The 22132-nt window shown below is 62.0% G+C and carries 21 protein-coding genes; 8 read left to right on the top strand and 13 right to left on the bottom strand.

What is annotated here, in order from left to right:
• Window positions 1–116: 116 nt before the first annotated feature.
• Window positions 117–992 carry a transporter substrate-binding domain-containing protein gene (locus ACIQWP_RS10170; protein ID WP_402785767.1) on the top strand — a complete coding sequence of 292 codons (876 nt, stop codon included), beginning with the start codon at window positions 117–119 and terminating at the stop codon, window positions 990–992.
• A gap of 68 nt (window positions 993–1060) precedes the next feature.
• Here ACIQWP_RS10170 and ACIQWP_RS10175 read toward each other — a convergent pair whose 3' ends face one another.
• From ACIQWP_RS10175 to ACIQWP_RS10190, 4 genes are all read right to left on the bottom strand, one after another.
• On the bottom strand, window positions 1061–1474 hold the full coding sequence (locus ACIQWP_RS10175) for a tellurite resistance TerB family protein (RefSeq protein WP_402785770.1): 414 nt from the start codon (window positions 1472–1474) through the stop codon (window positions 1061–1063).
• A gap of 178 nt (window positions 1475–1652) precedes the next feature.
• Window positions 1653–2867: a thermonuclease family protein gene (locus ACIQWP_RS10180; RefSeq protein WP_402785773.1), complete on the bottom strand. Its 1215-nt coding sequence runs from the start codon at window positions 2865–2867 to the stop codon at window positions 1653–1655.
• A gap of 15 nt (window positions 2868–2882) precedes the next feature.
• Window positions 2883–3548, bottom strand: a complete 666-nt coding sequence (locus tag ACIQWP_RS10185) for a S24 family peptidase (RefSeq protein ID WP_402785776.1) — start codon at window positions 3546–3548, stop codon at window positions 2883–2885.
• A 140-nt stretch (window positions 3549–3688) separates the two neighbouring features.
• Entirely contained in the window at window positions 3689–4117 is a 429-nt protein-coding gene (locus ACIQWP_RS10190; RefSeq protein ID WP_402785779.1) for a hypothetical protein, read from the bottom strand.
• A gap of 105 nt (window positions 4118–4222) precedes the next feature.
• Between ACIQWP_RS10190 and ACIQWP_RS10195 the strand changes: the two genes are divergently transcribed.
• Together ACIQWP_RS10195 and ACIQWP_RS10200 are read left to right on the top strand one after the other, a co-directional pair.
• The gene (locus ACIQWP_RS10195) at window positions 4223–4579 is read left to right on the top strand and encodes a DUF952 domain-containing protein (protein WP_402786122.1); all 357 of its coding nucleotides are present in this window, start codon (window positions 4223–4225) and stop codon (window positions 4577–4579) included.
• Window positions 4576–5664, top strand: a complete 1089-nt coding sequence (locus ACIQWP_RS10200) for a quinone-dependent dihydroorotate dehydrogenase (RefSeq protein ID WP_402785782.1) — start codon at window positions 4576–4578, stop codon at window positions 5662–5664. The genes ACIQWP_RS10195 and ACIQWP_RS10200 overlap by 4 nt, the downstream gene beginning before the upstream one ends.
• Here the strand turns inward: ACIQWP_RS10200 and ACIQWP_RS10205 are convergent.
• Genes ACIQWP_RS10205 through ACIQWP_RS10215 form a run of 3 tightly spaced genes read right to left on the bottom strand, consistent with a single transcriptional unit; the run spans window position 5640 to window position 7777 of the window.
• The gene (locus ACIQWP_RS10205) at window positions 5640–6989 is read right to left on the bottom strand and encodes an MATE family efflux transporter (RefSeq protein ID WP_402785785.1); all 1350 of its coding nucleotides are present in this window, start codon (window positions 6987–6989) and stop codon (window positions 5640–5642) included. The two genes, ACIQWP_RS10200 and ACIQWP_RS10205, sit on opposite strands and share 25 nt — an antisense overlap.
• Window positions 6990–7005: 16 nt before the next feature.
• On the bottom strand, window positions 7006–7509 hold the full coding sequence (locus tag ACIQWP_RS10210; protein ID WP_402785788.1) for a CAP domain-containing protein: 504 nt from the start codon (window positions 7507–7509) through the stop codon (window positions 7006–7008).
• A 1-nt stretch (window position 7510) separates the two neighbouring features.
• Window positions 7511–7777 carry a DUF6460 domain-containing protein gene (locus ACIQWP_RS10215; protein ID WP_015338740.1) on the bottom strand — a complete coding sequence of 89 codons (267 nt, stop codon included), beginning with the start codon at window positions 7775–7777 and terminating at the stop codon, window positions 7511–7513.
• Between the two features lie 165 nt (window positions 7778–7942).
• On the opposite strand from ACIQWP_RS10215, the gene ACIQWP_RS10220 reads away from it, so the two are divergent.
• Window positions 7943–8887: a methyltransferase gene (locus tag ACIQWP_RS10220; RefSeq protein ID WP_402785794.1), complete on the top strand. Its 945-nt coding sequence runs from the start codon at window positions 7943–7945 to the stop codon at window positions 8885–8887.
• A 107-nt stretch (window positions 8888–8994) separates the two neighbouring features.
• Window positions 8995–9630: a YitT family protein gene (locus tag ACIQWP_RS10225; protein ID WP_402785797.1), complete on the top strand. Its 636-nt coding sequence runs from the start codon at window positions 8995–8997 to the stop codon at window positions 9628–9630.
• Between the two features lie 9 nt (window positions 9631–9639).
• Here ACIQWP_RS10225 and ACIQWP_RS10230 read toward each other — a convergent pair whose 3' ends face one another.
• On the bottom strand, window positions 9640–9831 hold the full coding sequence (locus ACIQWP_RS10230) for a DUF2735 domain-containing protein (protein ID WP_402785800.1): 192 nt from the start codon (window positions 9829–9831) through the stop codon (window positions 9640–9642).
• A gap of 445 nt (window positions 9832–10276) precedes the next feature.
• Between ACIQWP_RS10230 and ACIQWP_RS10235 the strand changes: the two genes are divergently transcribed.
• Window positions 10277–11317 (top strand): glutamine synthetase beta-grasp domain-containing protein, encoded by a 1041-nt coding sequence (locus ACIQWP_RS10235; RefSeq protein ID WP_402785803.1) that lies wholly within the window; start codon window positions 10277–10279, stop codon window positions 11315–11317.
• Between the two features lie 72 nt (window positions 11318–11389).
• Here ACIQWP_RS10235 and ACIQWP_RS10240 read toward each other — a convergent pair whose 3' ends face one another.
• Entirely contained in the window at window positions 11390–11851 is a 462-nt protein-coding gene (locus tag ACIQWP_RS10240) for a carboxymuconolactone decarboxylase family protein (RefSeq protein ID WP_402785806.1), read from the bottom strand.
• 32 nt (window positions 11852–11883) lie between these two features.
• Window positions 11884–12387: an RrF2 family transcriptional regulator gene (locus tag ACIQWP_RS10245; RefSeq protein WP_402785809.1), complete on the bottom strand. Its 504-nt coding sequence runs from the start codon at window positions 12385–12387 to the stop codon at window positions 11884–11886.
• 316 nt (window positions 12388–12703) lie between these two features.
• On the opposite strand from ACIQWP_RS10245, the gene ACIQWP_RS10250 reads away from it, so the two are divergent.
• On the top strand, window positions 12704–15268 hold the full coding sequence (locus ACIQWP_RS10250) for a ligase-associated DNA damage response DEXH box helicase (RefSeq protein WP_402785812.1): 2565 nt from the start codon (window positions 12704–12706) through the stop codon (window positions 15266–15268).
• Between the two features lie 41 nt (window positions 15269–15309).
• Window positions 15310–16047: a ligase-associated DNA damage response endonuclease PdeM gene (gene pdeM, locus ACIQWP_RS10255; protein WP_402785815.1), complete on the top strand. Its 738-nt coding sequence runs from the start codon at window positions 15310–15312 to the stop codon at window positions 16045–16047.
• A 149-nt stretch (window positions 16048–16196) separates the two neighbouring features.
• On the opposite strand, the gene ACIQWP_RS10260 is transcribed toward pdeM, so the two are convergent.
• The 3 genes from ACIQWP_RS10260 to ACIQWP_RS10270 form a co-directional block, all read right to left on the bottom strand.
• A complete protein-coding gene (locus tag ACIQWP_RS10260) occupies window positions 16197–17006 on the bottom strand; it encodes a TIGR02186 family protein (protein WP_402785818.1) in 810 nt (269 codons plus the stop codon).
• Complete coding sequence (locus tag ACIQWP_RS10265; RefSeq protein ID WP_402785821.1) at window positions 17003–17926, bottom strand: sulfite exporter TauE/SafE family protein; 924 nt, start codon at window positions 17924–17926, stop codon at window positions 17003–17005. Before ACIQWP_RS10265 ends, ACIQWP_RS10260 begins: the two co-directional genes overlap by 4 nt.
• Before the next feature lie 287 nt (window positions 17927–18213).
• Window positions 18214–21906: a peptidoglycan-binding protein gene (locus tag ACIQWP_RS10270; RefSeq protein ID WP_402785824.1), complete on the bottom strand. Its 3693-nt coding sequence runs from the start codon at window positions 21904–21906 to the stop codon at window positions 18214–18216.
• Between the last annotated feature and the right edge of the window lie 226 nt (window positions 21907–22132).

Genomic DNA, 22132 nt, shown 5'->3' on the forward strand with positions numbered 1-22132 from the left:
CTGCAGGCGCGCCCGTCGTCATTGCACTGCGCGATATTCCCCCTGTGGCGTGACTCTGCTACATCGGGTCAGTGAATCAGAAATGTGCATCCATGATCGGGGGCCGGATCAAGACCATGCGTATTTGCCTTTCGTCGACGATGTCAGTCGCGCGGCTTTTGGCACGTGCGGCATTGATCGCGCTATCCTGCGCCTGGCCGGCTGCCGCCCAGGAGACGAAGCCGCAGAACCTGCCGATCCTGTTCGATGCGAGGGAGCGCTTGCCGAAGCCCGATCTCACCTCGCTGGTCAGACTGCGGTTCCTGACGTCAATCGATTTTCCGCCCTTCAACTTCCTCGATCAGAACGGCAAGCTCACGGGCTTCCATGTCGAGCTCGCCCGCAAGATCTGCGACGAGCTGGCAATATCCGACAAATGCCAGATCCAGGCCTTGCCCTTCGGCGAATTGCAGGGCGCGCTTGCCGCCTCGCAGGGGGATGCCGTCATTGCCGGGGTTGCGGTGACGCCCGAGCTGCGCAAGACCTTCGCCTTCTCGCGGCCCTTCCTGATGCTGCCGGCCCGCTTCCTGCGCAATCTCAAGGCATCGATCAGCGGCACGACGGCCGCTTCGCTCTCCGGCCATCCAGTCGGCGTCGTCAAGGGCACGGTGCATGAGGCGATGCTGGCCGCCTTTTTCCCGGCGATCAAGCCGGTGCCGTTCGATGACAAGGATGCGCTGCTTGCTGCCGTCAAGGATGGCAAGGTCGATGCCGCCTTTGCCGATGGTCTACAGCTTTCCTTCTGGGTCTCGTCGCCGGCGGCGGAAAAATGCTGTGCCCTGTTTGACGGCCCTTACCTGTCGCAACAGTTTCTCGGCGAAGGCATGACCATCATGCTGCGCCAGCAGGATGCGGATCTGACGGCCGCGATCAACCATGCGCTTGCCACCCTGTCGCGCGATGGCAGGCTGCAGGAAATCTATCTGCGCTATTTCCCTTACGGGCTCTACTGATTGGAGCAATTCCAGCAAAAGCGCGCTGCGGTTTCACGTCTCGAATGGCGTGAAAGCAAGAAAAGCCTCTAGGCCTTGCGGTAGCGGGCGATCGCGCTGCGCTCGATGGCCGCACAGGTCAACTTGTCGAGGCCAAGGCGGTCGCGAAGCAGGCTGAGCAGGCGCAACTCCTCGGCCTTGACGGACAGGTCGGCCGAAGCGACCTCGACGGCAAGCGCATAGGCGGTGTCGTAGAGCCGCGCCGGCAGCGTATCGCGCACGGTTTCGAGCACGATGTCGAGCCCTTCGCTGGCCGAAAGCAACTTGGCGCAATCGCGGGAGACCGCAATCAGCTTCTCATCGTCGAACCCCTTGAAGACCGGCAGAGCGTGGATGAGTTCGCCGATCCGGCTGAGTTCGCGGTCGTTCATCGTGCGATCGACGGCCGAGGCCAGAACCATGACGTAGATCAGGGCCTCGTGAGCTGAAAGCGGCTTGTTCATGACAGGCGAAGTCCTTTGAATTTGGCAGACTGAAAAGTCACGCGTCTCATGGCAAAAGTTACTGCATAATTCCTTAAATCGGAATCGATTTAAGGAATTATGCAGCAGGTTTAAAGTGCGACAGCGACCTTCGCGCGTCACATATCACGCGCGGCGCTGTCATGACGGAGGCAAGGCGTCAGATCGGATTGAGGGGATTCTCCTTGGGCAAAGGCGGCGCCAGTGTCGACTTTCCGTTCTTGCGCGGGTCGTCGCCATACATGCCGCGCTTCTTCTGCTTGGCCTCGTCGACAAGTGAGGCAAGCGGCGAGCCCGGCTCCGGATCGGCCCAGCCGAACCGGACGAGCCAGGCGCTGAGATCGACGCGGACATAGCGGCAGGCGCCCGCAACCGTGCCTTTCCAATTGGCGTCAGGCACATCGCAATCGATCGAGCGCCCGCGCAGATACATGCGAAACGCCGTGCGTGCCGCTTGGCCGCAGGGCCAGCTGCTGCCGCTTGGACCAATGCACATCCGGTCGATATCGGTCGGGATGACGCCGGTGAGCTGCACGCTTCGGCCGGAGATGGTCAATATACCAGCCTGATCCGAGAAGGGACGGACAAGCTCGATCGTTGTCGCCTGCTCCTGCGGCTTGGATGAGGGATCGATCGCGGCCTGTTCGGACTGAGGCTTGGCCTGCGCCTGCTGCGGCTGCAGGGTTCGATGTTCGGCAGCCGCTGTCTGCCTGTCGATCTGGTCGGCCGGTATCCGGTTGTCGGGCGCGGGATCGATTTTGGCCTGGTCGGCAGATGTTGTCTCCGTTGAAGCGGCATCCTTACCCCTGGCCATGTCTGTTGTTGCCGGCGTTGGCTGCGGCTCTTCAGGTTTCGTCGACACGTCGTTGGAATGAGCGGGATCGGTCGGAACCTTGCCGTCTTGTTGGGCTGCCGCCGCCTTGCTTTCCTCGGCCTCGGTTGCATCGCCGTCGCTCGTCGGCGTTGCAGCGGCAGCCGCGGCCATGGCGGTGGCCGACAGTTCCGGACTGCTGTCGGAGCTCGTCGTCGAAGGGGATGCCGCCGCGAGAACCGTCGCCTTGTCCTTGGTTGTCTCCGCCGCTGAGCCGGCGAGCTGTGCTACGGGCTGGCCTTCCGGTTGCGATTGGTCCGAATTCGTGTCGCCCTGCTTCGTAGTTTCGGCGGGCTTGGGTGCCTCGATAGCCTTTGGTGGCGTAGCGTCGGCCTTGGCGGTCTCGCTCGACGCCGTCGCGGTTGGCTTCTTTTCCGTCGTCGTGCTGCTGTTGCTTCGGTGGGGCAGGCTGAAACCACGCTCATCGAGCTGAATCGCGACGAGGGTCAACCAAGAACCGACGATCGCGCCTGCCACACCTGCAAGCCAAATATCACGACGCATAACGAGAAAACTTTCCTACTGGCTGGCCCATATGATCCGGGCAATCCATTCCACATCCGCAAGATCGAAGCTGCGGTTGGGGTGTTCGGGGTTGAGCGACATCAGCTCGATGGACTTCGCGCTCTGTCGCAACAAGACCTTGGCCATGACTTCGCCCTCGCGGGTTTTCACAACGACACGGTCGTTTTTCCTGATCTGAGCTCCCGGCTCGACGATCAGAATATCGCCGTCGCGATAGAGGGGCAACATGCTTTCGCCCTGCACTTCGAGCGCATAGGCGCCGGCCCTTTGCCCGGCTGCGACGGGAAACTCCACCATGTCCCAGCCCTGGCCGGCGGGGAAGCCACCGTCGTCGAAGAAGCCACCGGCGCCTGCCTGGGCAAAGCCGATCAGGGGGATGGCGTTTCCGGCCGGCAAGATGCCTGGTATCGTCGCCGTGCCGGGCGGCTCGCCTGGCCGGATGAAGATCAGGAACTGCTCCAGGCTGGCGCCTGTCGCATCGAGAATCTTGGCGATCGATTCCGTCGACGGCCAGCGCAGCCGCCCATCCTGGCTCAATCGTTTCGACTTGTTGAAGGAGGTGGCGTCAAGCCCGGCACGGCGGGCAAGGCCGGAAGGGGTCAAGGCATGCCGCTCGGCAAGCCGGTCGATCGCACCCCATATCTGCTCGTGTGACAGCATCGCCGCTCAGCATCCGCGCGCCGGCTCGCCCGGCGCTTCACTCTTTAAAAAACGTTAACCGAGGCATTTTGGCGAGTAAAGACCGGCATAGGAATACGGTCCTTTATTCCCGTGCTTTCGTGGCGCGGCTTTTGCCGGTCTCACGTCTTCTGCGGCGTCGGCTTGGTATCGGGCTCCTCATTCTGGAATTCCTTCGCCATGCCCATGAAGCCGCGCATGAATTTCTGCATGATGCCGAGCGTGCGGTCGATCTCGGCATCGTCGGGCAAACTCGATCCCTTGTTGGTGGCGACGGTCTTTTCCAGCTTCGTCACGCGGTCGGACAGGCGATCCAGCTCGTCGTCATAGGCTGTGCGCTCGTCGGCGGCCATGCGGCAGACGAGGTTGCCGGTCTGGTCCTGGCAGATGGACATGGCGCCGGTCTGCTTGTCGAGACGGATGAAATGATCGCCGCTGCGCTCCAGCTGGAAGCGTGTCGCATCCGGTTCGGCCGCCAGTGCCGGCGCGGCTAGAAGAAAGGCGGCTGGCAGAAGCATGGCTGCAAGGCCGATTTTCAGTTCCTTCGTCATGTCATCCTCCGGATTTTCTGCGTTAAACCCCAAATCCATCACGGAAAGCGTGGACATCGGCTGATGTTTTCGTGCAAAGCCCTATCAGGACAGCTTTACATAGGGATGATGACCGCCATGCCAGTGGTTTACAAGATCGTGCCGGATACCCTCTGGCAGCAAGCCAGACAAACCGGCGTTTTTCATGGCGCGGCGATCGACCTGAGCGATGGCTACATTCATCTCTCTACGGCCAAGCAGGCAAAGAAAACCGCCGAGCTCTATTTCGCGGGGCAGACCGGCCTGCTGCTGGTGGCGGTCGACGGTGATGCCTTTGGCGACAAGCTGGTGTTCGAACCTTCGCGCGGCGGCGATCTCTTCCCGCATCTTTATGCGCCGCTGCCGCTTTCGGCCGTGCTCTGGGAAAAGCCGCTGCTGGTCGGGGCCGATGGCGCACATGTTTTTCCGGAGATGGCGGAATGATCGGCGCTTTTCGTGATCTCGGCCGACGTGGCCTCTTTCTTCTGGACCCGGAAACGGCGCACGGAATGTCGATTGCAGCACTGAAGTCGGGCCTCGTGCCGGCCTGCCGCGTCAGCGCCGATCCCCGTCTGCGACAGGCCGTGGCCGGCCTCGAATTTACCAACCCCATCGGCATGGCCGCCGGCTTCGACAAGAATGCCGAGGTACCGGAAGCGCTTTTGAAGCTCGGCTTCGGCTTCACCGAAATTGGCACGGTGACGCCGAAGGCGCAATCAGGCAATCCGCGCCCGCGCATCTTTCGCCTGGTCGAGGACGAGGGTGTCATAAACCGCCTCGGCTTCAATAATGAAGGCCATGAAGCGGCCCTCCGTCGCCTGCAGTCTGTCCGCGGCAGCGGCATCGTCGGCGTCAATATCGGTGCCAACAAGGATAGCGACGACCGCATCGCCGACTACGTCGCCGGCATCCGCCGTTTCTATTCCGTCGCGCGTTACTTCACCGCCAACATCTCCTCGCCGAATACGCCGGGCCTGCGCGATCTGCAGGCGCGGGAAAGCCTGTCGGCGCTGCTGTCGGCCGTGCTCGCCGCTCGCGACGAGGAAGCTGCGAAAGCCGGCAAGCGCATCCCCGTCTTTCTCAAGATCGCCCCGGATCTGACCGAGGAGGGCATGGACGATATCGCCGCCGAAGCCTTGTCGCACGCGCTTGATGGCCTGATCGTCTCCAACACGACGCTTTCGCGCGATGGCCTGAAGGACAGGGTGCAGGCGAAAGAGGCGGGTGGCCTCTCCGGCAAGCCGGTCTTTGAAAAATCGACCGTGGTGCTCGCCAAGATGCGCCGTCGCGTCGGCAGCGCGCTTCCTATCATCGGGGTTGGCGGCGTCTCGTCGGCCGAAACCGCGCTGGAGAAGATCAAGGCCGGCGCCGATCTCGTGCAGCTCTATTCCTGCATGGTCTATGAGGGGCCGGGTCTGCCGGGTCAGATTGTCACCGGCCTGTCGAAGCTCCTCGACCGCGAGCGCGTCGGCTCGATCCGTGATCTGCGCGACGCAAGGGTGGATTACTGGGCGAGCCGGAACGTCTGATCTGCCCGCTTCTTCAGGCCCATGGCCAGGAAGATGCCGCGAAACAGCAGGAAAGCGTTCATGGCCATCCACAGGCCATGATTGCCGAAGGTCGGCACCAGGATCGTAAGCGCCACCAGGTAGCCGCCGAAGGACATCAGCATCCGGTTGCGCATCTCGCGCGACCAGGTGGCGCCAATGAAGACCCCGTCCATCAAAAAGGCAAGCGCTCCCGTCAACCCGGTAATCGCCGCCCAGGGCAGATAGGTTCCGGCAGCGGCGCGAACCTCTTCGGAAGTCGTTAGCAGACGGATTAGCGCCGGGCCGGCGCTAAGGAAGAGGATGGCTGCGGCCAAAGCCAGCCCGAAGGACCAGATGGCCGTCAGCTTCAGCCCGCGCTCGAAAGCCGGCCGATAATTGGCGCCGATCGAACGGCCGGTGATCTGTTCGGCGGCATTCGCCAGCCCGTCGAGATAGTAGCTCGTCAGCAGGAAGAAGTTCATCAGCACAGCATTGGCGGCGAGCATCACGGCGCCGAAGCTGTTGCCGATACGCGTCATCAGCGTGAAGGCGCCGATCAGCACGAAGGTCCGGATGAGGATGTCGCGGTTGAGCGCGAAGAGCTGCCTGAGTTTGGCGGGAGACAGCAGTTCGGCGCGCGCTGGCCTTTCTTCGCCGGCAAAGCTGCGGATCACGATAGCGAGCCCCAGCAGCATGCCGCTCGCTTCGCCGATCAGCGTGCCCCAGGCAACGCCAGCCACACCCCAGCCAAGACAGAGCCCCAGCAGAATAGCGAGCGCGATGTTGACGCCGTTGATGACCGTCTGCAGCAAGAGCCCGATGCGGCCCTGGCCTCGCCCGAGCACGAAGCCGAGCAGTGCATAATTGGCAAGCGCTGCCGGGCCCGAGAGCATACGGATCGAAAAATAGGTGCGTGTCGCAGCGGCGACGTCGCCTTCCGGTCCCATCAGCTTGATGCCGAGCCAGAGCAATAGGGGCGACAAGAGCACGATCACGATGCCGCAGCCGAGCGCCGATATCAGCGCTCGCCAGAAGACGGCCTGCTGTTCGTGCCGGTCATGGCGGCCATAGGCCTGTGCGGTCAGGCCTGTCGTGGAAGCGCGCAGGAAGTTGAAGCTCGCGAAGAGGAGGTCGAACAGCACCGCGCCGATCGCGAGCCCCGCCAGCGCATCCGGTTGGCCCATATGGCCGACGACCGCAGTCCCGGCAAGGCCGAGCAGAGGCGTCGTCATGAAGCCGAGCGTCATCGGAAGCGCGATCGACAGCACCAGCCGATGCGTCACGTCGAAGGGCAGAACCCTCCCGCTCCCTTGCTGGACATCCATTTTGCGTTACGCCTCCTCAGTTCGAGGACAGCACCATGGACCAATAAGGCCTGTCGCCGGAAGAGGGAGCATAGGCGAGAGCGACACCAAGCCCGTCATATTTGCCGAGCATGTTGTGCAAATGCTTCGGCGAGTTGATCCAGGCCGTCACCGCCGCGTTCACGTCGCGCTGACCCTCGGCGATATTCTCGGCTGCCGGCAGCTTGACGCCACTTGCCTTGACGCGCTTGCCGAAATCGTCGCCGATGCCGATCAGATGCTCCATCTTGCCGGCATCCGCCATGCGCCTCGCCTGATAGACGGCAGCGGTGCTGGCGGCGGTATCGATCTTCAATGGCGGCAAGCCGTTCTTGGCGCGCAGCGCATTGACGAGCGGCAGCGCGGAGGCCGTCTGGTCACTGGCCGGCGTATTGGAAACATGGGTCGGCGGCGTCGCACAGCTTGCGACGGATGCGGTGAGCGCAAGGGCGGCGAGGCGCAACGCATCGCGGCGCGTTAAGGTCAGTGTCTGGGGGATCATGTCAGCTGCGATAATTGAACAAACGAAGTATGATGAAGATGGGAATGACGATGGATGCGCCGAGCAGCACATAATCGCCGAATTCGCCGAGTGCGGCAAAGCCGCTATGCCAGAGATCCAGCAGGAAGCGACGGACGCCATAGAGGAAGTCGAGCGGCCGCCAGCCGAAGAACTTCATGACGAAGCCGACGACGAGCGACACGATGATGAGCTTCACCAGCGTGCGGCCGGGCGAGTCGCCAAGGAATCTGTTCACCTGATCGGACATGCTGATGCCTCCATGATGGCAGTCGGTGGTGTTGAGATAGGGCCGGGGTCAGCGACTCGCAAGCACTTTTGCCTGGCTTACACTCTAAACCAGCCTCTGCCTGAAATAGGACTTGAGTTTTTTTGTGGCCGCGTTCAAAGGCGAGCGTCAAACAGGATGAAACCCATGCTGCCGAGCCAGCTTTCCTCCGGCGACGTCATTGCCGACCGCCGCGCCGACTATGCGAAGATGCTTGCCGAAAGCGGAGAGCCCGCGAGCGCCGCCGAGCTGATGGAGCAGGCGCTGGAACTGGTGCCGCGCTGGGCTGCCGGCTGGTTCACGCTTGCGACCTACCGCGAAAAGGCCGGCGATGCGCCGGGCGCGATAGCAGCGCTGAACGAAGTGCTGACGCTCGACGCTGGCGATGTCTTCGGCGCCCGCCTCAAGCTCGCGGTCCTCGGCGGCGCCGAAATGCCAGACCGGCCGCCGAGCCTCTATGTCGAGCGATTGTTCGATGATTATGCCGGCCGCTTCGAAACCTCGCTTGTCGAGAAGCTCGGCTACACCGTTCCCGGCAAGCTTGCGGCGCTGATTGCCGAGACGGCTGATATCGCAAAGCATTTCCGTCTCGCGGTCGATCTCGGCTGCGGCACCGGTCTGCTCGGGCCGGAAATCCGCGCCCGTGTCGACCGGCTCGAGGGTTACGACCTATCGAAGGGCATGCTTGCCAAGGCGGCGGAAAAGCATGTTTACGATCATCTCGGCCAGGCCGACCTGTCGCTGGAGCCGGATCTCTCTGGCGTGTTTGAGACAGGGCTTGCCGCCGGCCGGGCGGATCTGGTGACCGCTGCTGATGTGCTGATGTATCTCGGCAACCTGCAGGGTGTGACGGCGATCGTACAAAAGCTTGCGGCCGACGGCGCAATCTTCGCGTTTTCCGTTGAGGATGCGCAGCAGCAGGCCGGCTATGCGCTGCGCGATTCCCTGCGGTTCGCCCATTCGGAAGCCTATGTCAGGGAAACTCTGGCCGATCACGGCTTTACCGTACTGGATCTCACCCGCGGCGTCATTCGCATGGATGGCGGAAAACCGGTCCACGGCATTCTGTTCATTGCGAGCAAATCGGCATGATGATTTCGAATCTTGCGAATTATAGATAGGTCAGCATTGCTTACGTATTTTCGCTTGATTATCGCCTTCGCTTTCAGCAAAAAGCCTGGAAACTCAGGGGAAAGCACATGGCGAACGCAAAGAGCGCATTTGGCGGCTGGAATACATCCGCGACCCGGCATTCATGGATTGAGGACGTTCAGGGCATCATTTCCGGCAGCCTGATCTCGTCGCTCGGGCTGTTCTGCCTTTCAAGCGCCGGTCTGCTGACAGGCAGCACCGCCGGCATTGCTTTCCTGCTGCATTACGCGATCGGCGTGAACTTCGGCTTGGCCTTTTTCGTCGTCAATCTGCCGTTCTTCTATCTGTCGCTGAAGCAGCTCGGCCCGGCCTTTACCATCAAGACCTTCATCGCCATCGCGTTGACTTCGCTGCTCACCAACCTGCAGCCGCTGCTGTTCGATGTCGCGCATATCAATGCGCTGTGGTCGGCGCTCCTCGGCGGCATATTGCTCGGCTTCGGGCTGCTCGCGCTCTATCGCCATCGCGCCAGCCTTGGCGGCGTCGGCATTCTGGGGATTTATCTGCAGGAGCGTTTCGGCGTCAGGGCAGGGCTGGTGCAGCTGGCGATCGATCTATGCGTACTCGCGGTCGCATTCGCGGTGACCACGCCCTTTGTGGTTATCTGCTCGGTGGTCGGCGCAATCGCGCTCAACCTCTTCGTCGCGATCAATCACCGCTCGGATCGCTACATAGCGCTGTAAAACCGATGTCTATTGCTTGCGGGTCTCGTCGGATTCGACGATGGCGGCTTCATGATACCAGCTGTCGAATGCGGACGTCGCGATGGTCGGTCCGATATCCGGGGTGAGGTTCACCTTCGGACGCTGGCTGACCGCCGTGGAGCGGGCCGTGACGGGAAACTGATAGATCTTTGCCGTTTCGTGGCGAGCACTGGTTGCCATTCGTCGTCTCTCCCTTTTTGGTTTTCAAGCAGGCGCGCTTCAAGAGACAACCCATATATAGCAAGGCCGAAGGCAAATAGCATCATTCCGCTTAAAAAAAATGCTAAATGATGAAATTATAGGCAATTCGACAATGGTGCGGTGGATGCCGTTTCTTTGATCTGCCCGGATTTTCCAATCCATTCCAAGGCCGGCGAGCCTGCGACATCTTGTCAGCCGGGCGGGAACGACGCTGGCGATTTGAAAAGAATCCGACGGTTGGCGCTCGGAAATCCTGCCCGGATACGGCTGCATCATAAAAATCTCACCTGATAAGCCAGGTGTCGATGCGATCTGGCACGGCAAATGCATCTGTTCTGGCAGCCGTTCGTAGTGAGGGATTTTTCCGGCGGGCGCGTCGGCAAGTTTTTTCTACTTCGCCTGATTAACAGTTATGAGGTGCGTAATGACGAAGTTTAAGCTCGAGTACATCTGGCTCGACGGGTACACCCCGGTACCGAACCTGCGCGGTAAAACGCAGATCAAGGAATTCGACGCATTTCCGACGCTCGAGCAGCTTCCGCTTTGGGGCTTTGACGGCTCGTCGACGATGCAGGCTGAAGGCCGCAGCTCCGATTGCGTGCTGAAGCCCGTCGCCATCTATCCGGACCCGGCCCGTACCAACGGCGCTCTCGTCATGTGCGAAGTCATGATGCCTGATGGCGTCACCCCGCATGAAACCAATAGTCGCGCGACCATCCTCGACGATGAAGACGCATGGTTCGGCTTCGAGCAGGAATACTTCTTCTACAAGGACGGCCGTCCGCTCGGCTTCCCGGAATCCGGCTACCCGGCTCCGCAGGGCCCGTACTACACCGGCGTCGGCTACAAGAATGTCGGCGATGTCGCTCGCGAGATCGTTGAAGAACATCTCGATCTCTGCCTCGAAGCCGGCATCAACCACGAAGGCATCAACGCCGAAGTGGCCAAGGGCCAGTGGGAATTCCAGATTTTCGGCAAGGGCTCCAAGAAGGCCGCCGACCAGATCTGGATGGCACGCTACCTGCTGCTGCGCCTGTGCGAAAAGTACGGCATCGACATCGAGTTCCATTGCAAGCCGCTCGGCGACACCGACTGGAACGGCTCGGGCATGCACTGCAACTTCTCGACCAAGTTCATGCGCGAAGTCGGCGGCAAGGCCTATTTCGAAGCGCTCATGGCGCAGTTCGACAAGAACCTGCACGACCACATTGCGGTCTACGGCCCGGACAACCACCTGCGCCTGACCGGCAAGCACGAAACGGCTCCGTGGAACAAGTTCAGCTACGGCGTTGCCGACCGCGGTGCCTCGATCCGCGTTCCACACTCCTTCATCAAGAACGACTACAAGGGCTACCTCGAAGATCGCCGTCCGAACTCTCAGGGCTGCCCCTATCAGATCGCTTCCCAGGTTCTGAAGACCATCTCTGAAGTCCCGACGGCTGGTTTCGCGTCCGAAGCTGCCTAAGTTCTGTAAAGCTGGTACAAATGGAAAGCGCGGGATTTCGGTCCCGCGCTTTTTGCATTCTGAGAACCTGCTTCAAGCAGCCTTGTTTGGCGCATCCACCGGATGCTGCGAGCGGAAGCCGACGGCAAGGCGGTTCCAGACGTTGATCGTGGCGATCGCCACGGTGATCTTGACGATGTCCTCCTCGCTGAAATGCTGCTTCAGCGGCTCGTAGTCAGAATCCGGTATGCCGGTCTGGGCGATCTTGGTCACCGAGTCGACCCAGCGAAGCAGGGCGCGTTCGCGGTCGTCATAGACGGGCGATTCCCACCAGACGCACATCAGGTTGATCCACTGTTCGCTGAGGCCGTCGTGCCGGGCTTCCTTCACATGCATGTCGACGCAATAGGCGCAGCCGTTGATCTGCGAGGCGCGAAGCTTGATCAGGTGGATGAAGCGGCGCTCCAGGCCAGAACTCTGGACGAAGTTCTCCAGCGCAACGACGGCCTTGTAGGAGTCGGGTGAGGCTTTGGCGAAATTGAAACGGGGATGCATGGTCTTCTCCTTGGGTTCTGGTTCTTGCGGGTTCAGTTTTTGGTCTTGCGTTCATGGATCGCGAGAAAGGCGCAGCCCCGCGTGGCGATGGCGCCGTCCGTGTCCGTCTCCATCAGATCGGTCAGCACGTCGGCGATGCTCGTCTTGGCGAGTTCGGCGCGGTAGACACGTTCGGCCGCCAGCATCGCGGCGTTGATGCCGCAGGGCTTGGCGAAATAACGTCCCTCCAAAGGGTTCGGGCCGCGCTGCCGGATTTCCGAGCAGCGGAAGGCAGGCGCCGGGCCTTCGGCGGCGAGCACGATGTCAAGCAGGCTGATCGCCTCGGGCTTGCGCGCCAGCCGATAGCCACCCTTCGGTCCCGGTACAGTATCGAGGATTCCGGCGCCCGAAAGCGCCTGCAGATGTTTTAAGAGATAGCTGACCGAGACGCCGTGAAATTCGGCAAGCGATGCCGCCGAAAGCACGCCGCCATCGGACAATCCCGACAGCATGGCAACGCAATGAATGGACTGTTCGACGCCTTCTCCGAGCTTCATATCTCAGCCTTTCTAATCATGGATATTTTTTATCTATGATTATGATGAGAGTCAATTCCTTTTTGAAACGAGGGTAGTTAGAATATGCCGAGCCTCTGATACCCCCCTCTGTCACTGTCGTGACATCTCCCCCACATGGGGGGAGATTGTTTGGAGCATGCCGCTCCCTTCAGCAGAAACAATGGCCCTTGTTCCAGCAGATGCGATGCTCTCTCGAGATAGGAGCGCCCCGCGGGTTACCAATCTCCCCCCTTGTGGGGGAGATGTCCCGAAAGGGACAGAGGGGGGTGCGCACTCTCGGAGAATACCAAAGCTAATGGATGCGAAGCTCCCCGCTTCTCATCCGCCGCATATCCGTTACATTTACCCAGTGGACCAGATCGACGCCGACCGCCCCCTTTCCCTGCCTGCACCCTTCCTCCGCTGGTTTGCGGAAAAGGGCTGGCAGCCGCGTGCGCATCAGCTTGAACTGCTTGCCCGCACTGAGGCCGGCGAAAGCACGCTGCTGATCGCGCCGACGGGCGCGGGCAAGACGCTTGCCGGTTTCCTGCCGTCGCTCGCCGATCTCACCCGGCGCGGCAAGATCCCGCCCGGCTCGGCCTTCACCGGCATCCACACGCTCTATATCTCGCCGCTGAAGGCGCTTGCCGTCGATATCGAGCGCAATCTGATGAAGCCGGTCTCGGAGATGGGCCTGCCAGTTACAGTCGAAAACCGCACCGGCGACACACCTTCTGGCAAACGTCAGCGGCAGAAGCTCAATCCCCCGGATATTCTGCTGACGACGCCGGAGCAGGTGGCGCTGCTGCTCGCCAATCGCGAGGCCGAGCGCTTCTTCAAGGATCTGAAATACATCGTCTTCGATGAGCTGCATTCGCTCGTCACCTCCAAGCGCGGGCATATGCTGTCGCTCGGCCTTGCCCGCATCCGCAAGCTGGCGCCGTGCGTGCAGACCATCGGCCTTTCGGCGACGGTCGCCGATCCCATGGACCTGCAGAAATGGCTGGTGGTGCAAGAACCGGGAGAGGAGCGTCATGCCGGCCTCGTCATCGTCGAGGGCGGCGCCAAGCCTGACATATCGATCCTGTCGACCGAGGTGCGCATTCCCTGGTCCGGCCATTCCGCCAAATATGCGATCCCCGATATCTACCGCGAGCTGAAGGCGCATCGCACGACGCTGCTCTTCGTCAACACGCGCTCCCAGGCCGAAATGTTGTTTCAGGAGCTGTGGACGGCGAATGACGACAATCTGCCGATCGCCCTGCATCACGGCTCGCTCGATGTCGGCCAGCGCCGCAAGGTGGAAGCGGCGATGGCGGAAAACCGGCTGCGCGCCGTCGTCGCCACCTCGACCCTCGATCTCGGCATAGACTGGGGCGATGTCGATCTCGTCATCCATGTCGGCGCACCCAAGGGCGCGAGCCGCCTTGCCCAGCGCATCGGCCGCGCCAATCACCGCATGGACGAACCATCGAAGGCAATTCTGGTGCCGGCCAATCGCTTCGAAGTGATGGAGTGTCAGGCGGCGCTGGATGCCAATTACATCGGCGCACAGGATACGCCGCCGATCGGCGCCGGCGCGCTCGATGTTCTTGCCCAGCATGTGCTCGGCATGGCCTGCGCCGAACCTTTCGACATGCTGGAGCTTTATGACGAGGTGCAGAGCGCGGCCCCCTATGCCGATCTCTCCTGGGAGACCTTCGAGCGCATCGTCGATTTTGTCGCGACAGGCGGCTATGCGCTGAGAACCTATGAGCGCTATGCCCGCATCCGCAAGACGGTGGATGGGCGCTGGCGCGTCTCCAATCCGCAGGTCGCGCAGCAATATCGCCTGAACCTCGGCACGATCGTCGAAGAGGCGATGCTGAACATCCGCATGGTGAAGCGCAATGCGCTCGGCTCTCTCGGAAGAGGCGGGGCCCCGCTCGGCAAGGTCGAGGAATATTTCGTCGAACAGCTGGCACCCGGCGACACCTTTCTCTTTTCCGGCAAGGTTCTGCGCTTCGAGGGCATCCGCGAGAGCGAGTGCCTGGCCTCGCAGGCCTTTTCGATGGACCCTAAAATCCCATCCTATGCCGGCGGCAAGTTTCCGCTCTCCACCTACCTCGCCGATCAGGTGCGGGCGATGATTGCCGATCCCGACCGGCGGCATCGGTTGCCGGATCAGGTGCGCGACTGGCTGGAAATCCAGAAGGAAAAATCGCTGCTGCCAAGGCGCGACGAGTTTCTGATCGAGACTTTTCCGCGCGGCAGCCGCGCCTACATGGTTGCCTATCCTTTCGAGGGGCGGCTCGCACACCAGACGCTCGGTATGCTGTTGACCCGAAGGCTGGAGCGGGCCGGGGCCAAGCCGATGGGCTTTGTCGCCACTGATTATTCACTCGGCATCTGGGGCTTGGAGGATATGGGGTTGATGATCTCCAACCGCCGGCTCAGCCTTGCCGATCTCTTCGACGAGGATATGCTGGGCGACGATCTCGAGACCTGGCTCGACGAATCCTTTCTTTTGAAGCGCACCTTCCGCAATTGTGCCGTGATTGCCGGCTTGATCGAGCGCCGGCATCCCGGCAAGGAGAAGACCGGCCGTCAGGTGACGGTTTCAGCCGATCTGATCTATGACGTGCTGCGCAGCCACGAGCCGGATCATATCCTGCTGCAGGCGACACGGCAGGATGCTGCAACCGGGCTTTTGGATATCGGGCGTCTTGCGGATATGCTGAAGCGAATCAAGGGTCACATCACCCACCGGGCGCTGGATCATATTTCTCCGCTCGCCGTGCCGGTGATGCTGGAAATCGGCAAGGTGCCGGTGCCGGGCGAGGCGCACGACGCTCTGCTTGCGGAAGCGGCCGATGACCTGATCCGCGAGGCGATGGAATAGTCAAGCTGCGAAACGCACGTTGAAGGTAGATTGTTAAGGTGATGAACCGCCTGGCGCTAGCGCGAGATATGAACGGTCGAGGGAACGGCGCAACGCCTGCGTCGGGCGTCCATACCGTCGTTCATGGCGTTGCCGTCGTCTGCGATCCGCTCGGCGCGCTCTATCTGCCGGATGCCGGCATTCTCGTCGTCTCCGATCTGCATCTGGAAAAAGGTGCGGCCTTTGCCCGTCGCGGCATGCTGCTGCCGCCCTACGATACGCTGGCGACGCTGACCGTTCTTTCCGCCGTCATCTCCCGCTACGATCCGAAACTCGTCGTCTCGCTCGGCGATAATTTCCATGATCGCGTCGGCTCTGAGCATCTGCCGGAGGAGTTTCGCAGCCTGATCGTCAGCATGGCACGCGGTCGCGAATGGATCTGGATCAACGGCAATCACGATCCGGATGGTACGGTCGACCTTCCCGGCCATTCGGTCGATGAGATGTATTATGGCGGGCTGACCTTCCGCCATGAGCCGAAGACAGGCCTGCAGGCCGGCGAGATCGCCGGCCACCTGCATCCTTCCGCCACCGTCCGGCGTCGCGAAAAGTCGGTGCGCCGCCCATGCTTTGCGACGGATGGCGCACGTCTATTGATGCCAGCCTTCGGCGTGATGACCGGCGGTCTCGATCTTCGCCACAAGGCTATGGCGGGCCTCTTCGAACGGGAGAGCCTGATCGCCCATCTGCTCGGCCGCGGCCGCATCTATTCGGTGCGGTTCGGCAATCTATCGGCCTAGAGCATGTCGAAAAGACGCGTGCAGCGGCTCTTCATTTGCAATCGCGCGGTCATTTCAAGGCGGCTTTCATCGGCTTGTAACGCAGGGTCATCGCGCCGCGATTGGCGGAAGCCTATCTCGCGGTCGTCAATCGCCGGAAAAACGGCTGATCAGTTCTTCCGGAACATGAAACTTGCGCCCCATCCGGTGAAAAGGGCCAGCAATACTGACACCACGCCATAGGTGATCGGCCGCTGATGCGCGGCATCGGTGATCATTTGCTCGATGCCTGTCTTGATGACGCGCAGCGGCAAGGATTTTTCGCTCAGGAACTTGCCGCTCTTGAAGAGATAGGCGCGCACCGTGTGCACGCCGTTCGGCACGTCGGCGGGAACCCTGAGCGTTGCCTTGAAGAGCGAAGAGCTGACGAAGCGCACGCCCGCCGGATCGCTTTCGTAAAGTCCGCCCGCCGACTGCAGGCGCCGGAAAGCCTGCCGAAATTCCGGGACCTCGCCGACATTGCCGACAAAGCCAACGGGTGTGAGCGGAATATGGTCGACACCAATGCCGCGGTCGCTGAGTTCCAGTGGCGCGGTGATATTGTCGACCGCGCGCGTGCTCGATAGCGAATAGGCTTCGGGCACATGTTCGAACGTCATCGAGCGGGTATTGACCCAGATGCCGAAGACACGCTCCTTCCTGCGCACCGTTGCATTCTCGCGGGGGCCTTCCAGCACGACGACGATGTCGTATTGGCCGATCGCCAGCAGCAGCTGGTCGGTGTTGGAAAGGGCGCCGAAAATCGTCAGGTCGGCGCCGGTAAAGTCGGAGGTGATGGCGATCTCGCTCGTCGAGGTGCCGATCTCCATCGTCTCCCGCGCCGTGGTCGAGGTCGTCGGCTGATCGAGCAGCACCTGCGCTTGAGCTAAGAGCGGTGCAAGCAGCAGCGTGGCGGCGAGGAACAGTCCGGACCCTCTCATCGGCTCACCCCTTCCATGATGACCGAATAGACATCGGCGGGCGTGACGACGAGGGTGATTGCCAGGCGGAGCCCGACGGCAAGGACAAGAAGACCGAGCAGCGCGCGCAATTGTTCGCCGCGCAGCTTCTGGCCGACGCGCACGCCGTATTGCGCGCCGACGACACCCGCCACCATCAGCAGGAAAGCCAGGATGATATCGACGGAATAGTTGGTGGCCGCCTGCACGATGGTCGTGAACGCCGTGACAAAAATGACCTGGAACAGCGAGGTGCCGACGACCACGTTCGTCGGAACGCGTAAGAGATAGATCATGGCCGGCACGAGGATGAAGCCGCCGCCAATACCCATCGGCGTCAGCATACCGACGAAGAAGCCGAGGCCGATGACCGGGATTGCGCTGAGATAGAGCTTGGATTTCTTAAAGCGCAGCTTCAGCGGCAGGCGCTGCACCCAGTTGTGATGGCTGGGTTTGCCGGTTGCCGGCGGCAGCTTGCCGGCGGCGCGGCGCATGGCCCTGACACTTTCCCACAGCATCAATGATCCGACCGTGCCGAGCAGGAGCACGTAGATCAGGGAAATGATCAGATCGATCTGCCCGAGCCGGCGCAGCAGCACGAACAGCCAGAGGCCGAATGTCGCCCCCGCAAGACCGCCCACAAGTAGGATCGTGCCAAGCTTGAGGTCGAGCGAGCCGCGCCGGAAATGGGTCAGTGCGCCAGACACCGATGAGGCGACGACCTGATTGGAGCCGGTGGCGACCGCGACGACAGGCGGGATGTTGTAGAAGATCAGGAGAGGCGTGATGAGAAAGCCGCCGCCGACGCCGAACATGCCGGAGAGAAACCCTACAGCTGCTCCCATGCCGAGAATAATCAAGATATTCACCGACAATTCTGCAATCGGCAGATAGATCGTCACGCCTTGTTCCCATTTGCAGGCTTTTCGGCGCGATGACCGAAGCCCATTTCCCCTTAAACGGCGGATTCTAATCCGAAATCATTGCCAGAGCCTTAGGAAAAGCCGCACTGCTTCAGTTTTAGAAGTGCCGGCCTCACTCTAACCCGACTTTTTCCGCTTTTCTGTGACGCTGTTTCACGCCTGATCGGCAAGGCAGGGGCGGGATCGTGCGCTCTGCCTCCCAAAGAAAATGCCGACGCGGTGGCGCCGGCATGTTTGACTGACTGCTTTCGCGGGAGAACCTGGCCCTACTTGTTGCGGGCGAGCAGTTCCTTGACGACCTGATCGGTGACCCGGCCGTCCGCCGGCAGGCCGACCGACTTCTGGAAGCTTTTCAAGGCGGCGACCGTCTTGTCGCCCATGGCGCCGTCGGGCGCGCCGGCGTCGAAGCCATTCTTGTTGAGGATCGCCTGAATGTTGCGGATCGCCTTCTTCATGTCGATGGAGGCGGTGTTCACGCCCTTGCCGGTGGTCCACTCGTCAGGAATGTCGGTGCCGTTGGCCTTGGGGTCGACCGACTGCGCTTTCCACAGGTCGACCTTGGCACGGGCGCCTTCGAGGTCGGCCGGCTTCATGGCATTGGCCACTTCGTCGCGCTTCTGGGCGGCATCCTTGTCGCCGCTCTTTGCGGCGATCGCGAACCATTTGTAGGATTCCTGCAGATCCTGCTTCACGCCGTTGCCGCGTGCATAGAGGATCGCAAGGTTGAACTGGCTGTCGGAGACGCCGAGATCGGCGGCGCGGATAAACCAGCTTGCGGCGGTGTCATAGGCCTGCGGTCCGGCCGTGCCCGAAGCGTAGAGGACGGCGAGATTGTGCATGGCGCTGGCGTTGCCCTGATTGGCCGCCTGCTCGTAATATTGCTTGGCCTTGACGAGATCGCGATCGACGCCATTGCCCTTCTCATACATGCTAGCGAGGCGATACTGGGCGGGCGCGTAGCCCTTGTCGGCCGAAAGCTGATACCAGTTTGCCGCCTGCTTCATATCGGCGGCAACGCCGCGACCGTCCGTGTAGCGCGCGCCGATTTCGAAGAGCGCGACCGGATCGGCCGATTTTGCGGCTGCAACAAGCGAGGGCGGCTGGATGCCGTCGGGCACCGCGATCTCAGGGGCTGCCGGTGTAGCGGCAGGGCCCGCGGCTGCTGGATTGTTGGTCTGGACGAAGGCCGCCGCCTGTTGCGAGGGTGCGCTGCCGGCAGGGGCCAAGGTCTCGCTTGCCGTCTGATTGCCGTCGAGCGGCGCTGCGGCCGTCAGGTGGCCGTTTGCCGGCGCCGCTGCGGGATCGGCGGGCGCGGCTGCAGGTTGGGCTTGCGCCGTATCCGCCGTTGAAGCTACCGATGCGGCGGCCTGATTTGTTGTCGCAGGCTGCTGTTGATTGCTGTCGGCCGGGTTCGTGTTGGCAGCGACGGCATTGGTCGTTGCGCCGTCCGACGGTGCGACCATCGTCGAGACTTCGGCCGGCGGCGGCGCCTTCTGGCCGCGCGTCAGCGTGTTGACCAGCGGAAAGGCCATGACGGCGAGCATGACCGCGCCTATTGCAAGCAGGATCGGCCGGCGGAAGCGCGAGAACGCGCCGCCTTTCTTGGCGTCCTTCTTGGAAGCAGGCGTCGAGCGCTGCGTCTGGTCGACTTCCATCGCGGCGGCCTGCGCCGCGCGACGGGCGGCTGCAATATAATCGGCCCGTTCGTTTTCGGTCGGCTGGCGGGCGTTTCCGCTGCGCGACGTGTTCTGGCTGGCGCGCACGCGTTCAAGGATCTTCTTGATATCAGGTGCGCCGGACCCCGGTTCCAGCAGTTCGTTGGCCTCTTCGCCGGGCATCACATCGGCCGGATCGATCGACGGTGCCTGCGCGATCACCGGGCGGTCCGGCGGAAAGATCGGCTCGGCCTTTTCCGGCGTGAAGAAACGCTTGCCGAGGCTGGCGAACAGGCTGGATTTGCCGCTCTTCTTGGCGGCTGCCTTGATTTCAGCCTTCGTATTGGCGTCGATCGCCTGTGCGACAGCGACTTCGGCGGGGATTGCGGCTTCGGCCGGTGCGACCGTGCGGATGATCGGGCCGGCCTTCTGCTGGACAGCCATTGGCGGCTTCAGGGCCGCAGCATCCTCTTCGGCGAAGACGTCGCTTTCGAAAGCCGCAACGGGCATTGCGGGCGCGGGCCGGCGATGTTCCATGTGATCGAGCCGGTCGGCGATCTGCAATAGCGTTTCGTGCAGCGCTTCGAAGGTGCGATGCGTGCGCTCGTCGCTGGCGCGGCTGATGTCTTCGAGATGACGAAGGTCTTCGGCAAGCGCCGTCAGTGCGGCCATGTCGGCTGCCTGCGCGCCATGGCCCATCCCGCCTTCGCGCGAATAGGCTTCGACGACGGTTTCCGCCGCGTGGCGGGCCGCCTCGATGATATATTCGTCATTGGTCGCCATGTAATCTTCGAGCGCGCTCATGCGGCGATCGAAGTCCGGAGGCAAGTGATCGGCGACGGCTCGTGGCTCGCTCGTCAGCAATGTCGAGAGGTGGGCGATCTGCTCTTCGAGATTGCGCAGCGCCTGTGTGTCCGTCGGCGGTGCCGCCGTGCTGGCCTCCAGCCGGGCTGCGATATCGGAGAGGCGTCCTTCCAGCCGGCGTACCATGCCATCGTCGATGCCGGCGGCCGGAGCTGGCGGATGGAAATCGATCTCGTCGATGCGACGGGCGAGATAATCCAGCCGGTCCGCCAGCACGTTTCCGACGGAACCGTGTTCCAGCGCATCGATCTTGTGGGAGATATCGGCGAGATAGGTGACGAGTTCGGGCTGCGGCGCGGCCTTCTGCGTGCGTTCCATCAGATGCGAGAGCTGGTCCAGACGCTCCTCGAGGCGGGCGACGGCCTTGGCGCTGCCGAGCTCGTCGATGCGCATGGCGAGCGCTTCGAGGCGGCCGGAAAGATCGTCGGCGGGCTGACGCCGAGCCGAGTCACGGTTCATCAGGTCGATCTGGTCGGTAAGGCCGCTTAGACGGCCTTCCAGCCGCTGCATGGCCTGGTCCTGCGGCTGCATCATCGAGCCGAGGCTCTCCATCGCGGTGGCGATCGTCAGCAGCTTGGTTTCCAGCGCATGCACGGCCGGGCTGTTGTTCATGCCGCCGAGATGCTGCTTGATGTCATCGAGGCGATAGGCGAGCGAAACGAGCTCGTCTTGCAGGCCGGTGGTGTCGATAGCCTTCACCTGACGCTCGACGTGGTGCAGGGATTCTTCGCGGGCGAGGCCGTCCATCAGCGAGCGCAGTTCGTCGAACTCGGCTTTCAGGCCGGTGGTTTCCGGCTGGCCGGCGAGCTGGTTGATGCTGTCCGCAAGCCGGGCCATGTCTTCGCGAACGTCAGCTGCGAAATGCTTGTCCTCGGTATTTTCGCGGATATCGCGGATTTCGGCGCGCAGGGCGGTGACCTCGCGGGTCACGCTTTCGGCGATGTCGCGCTTGAGATCCTGGCGAAGGTTGACGAGCGCCTGAGCGATGTCGACCGGAGCTTCGGCAGCCGCGGCCCGCATTGGCTGGCGCTGGGGATGGCTGTCGATCGGGCGCCGCGCCGGCTGCGGTTCGGTCTGGGCGATTTCCTCGCGGCGTGCGTGCAGACGCTCGCGATTTGCTTCAAGCGCACGCTGGCGCTGGCGGATCTCGGCAAGCGGATCGGGGCGGGGATCGATATCCTGGCGCTCGCCACGCAGGGGACGCTCGTAGGGGCGGCTGGCATATGGCTCCCGTTCGGGGCGGGGCGGCATCCGCTCCGGCGGGGCGGCGCGTTCAGGTACGGGCGCATAGCCGGCAGCGACGCGCTGGCGTGTATCGCGCGCGGCGGCAGTGCCCATCAGCCCCTCGATGCGCGCCTCCAGCCCCTCGATCGTGCGGCTCAGAGCATCCAGCGACGTCCAGTCGCCCGTACCGGTAGGATTTGATCGCGATCCGCTCATATCTTTTGCTCGCCTCGAACTATGGACCACCCCGGGCCGCCATGCTGACAGAAGAAGACGTTGCTGCGTCGCCGCACTGTCTGCATCCCGCCGTTCGGAAAGGGATAAATGTATTGGCTTTCCTCAACCGAGCAGCAAAGACAGCGCACCACCAAAGCATAAGTTGAAGAAACGCGAAGCACTGCTGCTCAACTCGTACAATTTACGAAACGTGGTAAACAACTCG

The organism is Rhizobium sp. NPDC090279 (assembly GCF_044769665.1).
Taxonomy (GTDB): domain Bacteria; phylum Pseudomonadota; class Alphaproteobacteria; order Rhizobiales; family Rhizobiaceae; genus Rhizobium.